Consider the following 619-nt stretch of genomic DNA (forward strand, 5'->3'; position numbering starts at 1 on the left):
AGGGTCAGCGGTTCGATCCCGTTAACTCCCATAGGTCCCGTAGTGTAGCGGTTATCACGTCGCCCTGTCACGGCGAAGATCGCGGGTTCGATTCCCGTCGGGACCGTTAAGATAATGAAAATTATTTTAAGACTCGTTAGCTCAGTTGGTAGAGCAATTGACTTTTAATCAATGGGTCACTGGTTCGAGCCCAGTACGGGTCATATTTTGCGGGTTTGGCGGAATTGGCAGACGCACCAGATTTAGGATCTGGCGCTTTACGGCGTGGGGGTTCAAGTCCCTTAACCCGCATAAGAGAATAATAATGAGCCGGCTTAGCTCAGTTGGTAGAGCATCTGATTTGTAATCAGAGGGTCGCGTGTTCAAGTCATGTAGCCGGCATTTTTTTATATAAAGAAAGCAATGCGAACGTAGTTCAGTGGTAGAACACCACCTTGCCAAGGTGGGGGTCGCGGGTTCGAATCCCGTCGTTCGCTTGAGGAGGCCGGGGTGGCGGAACTGGCAGACGCACAGGACTTAAAATCCTGCGATTGGTAACGATCGTACCGGTTCGATTCCGGTCCTCGGCATAGACAAAGGTTGAAAGAAGCACCCTTAGCTCAACTGGATAGAGTACCTG

General features: G+C 50.7%; 6 tRNA genes. All 6 read left to right on the forward strand.

Annotation, left to right across the window (positions count from 1 at the left end):
• Positions 1-33 precede the first annotated feature (33 nt).
• The 6 genes from HMPREF2686_RS08375 (at position 34) to HMPREF2686_RS08400 (ending at position 569) form a co-directional block, all read left to right on the forward strand.
• Positions 34-106: transfer RNA gene (locus tag HMPREF2686_RS08375), tRNA-Asp, on the forward strand.
• 24 nt (positions 107-130) lie between these two features.
• A tRNA-Lys gene (locus HMPREF2686_RS08380) sits at positions 131-203 on the forward strand.
• A 6-nt stretch (positions 204-209) separates the two neighbouring features.
• Positions 210-291: transfer RNA gene (locus HMPREF2686_RS08385), tRNA-Leu, on the forward strand.
• Between the two features lie 17 nt (positions 292-308).
• Positions 309-381: transfer RNA gene (locus HMPREF2686_RS08390), tRNA-Thr, on the forward strand.
• 23 nt (positions 382-404) lie between these two features.
• A tRNA-Gly gene (locus HMPREF2686_RS08395) sits at positions 405-476 on the forward strand.
• 7 nt (positions 477-483) lie between these two features.
• Positions 484-569, forward strand: a tRNA-Leu gene (locus HMPREF2686_RS08400).
• The last annotated feature ends 50 nt before the right edge of the window (positions 570-619 follow it).

This window comes from Streptococcus sp. HMSC057G03, from assembly GCF_001808745.1.
GTDB classification, from domain to species: Bacteria; Bacillota; Bacilli; order Lactobacillales; family Streptococcaceae; genus Streptococcus; species Streptococcus parasanguinis_Z.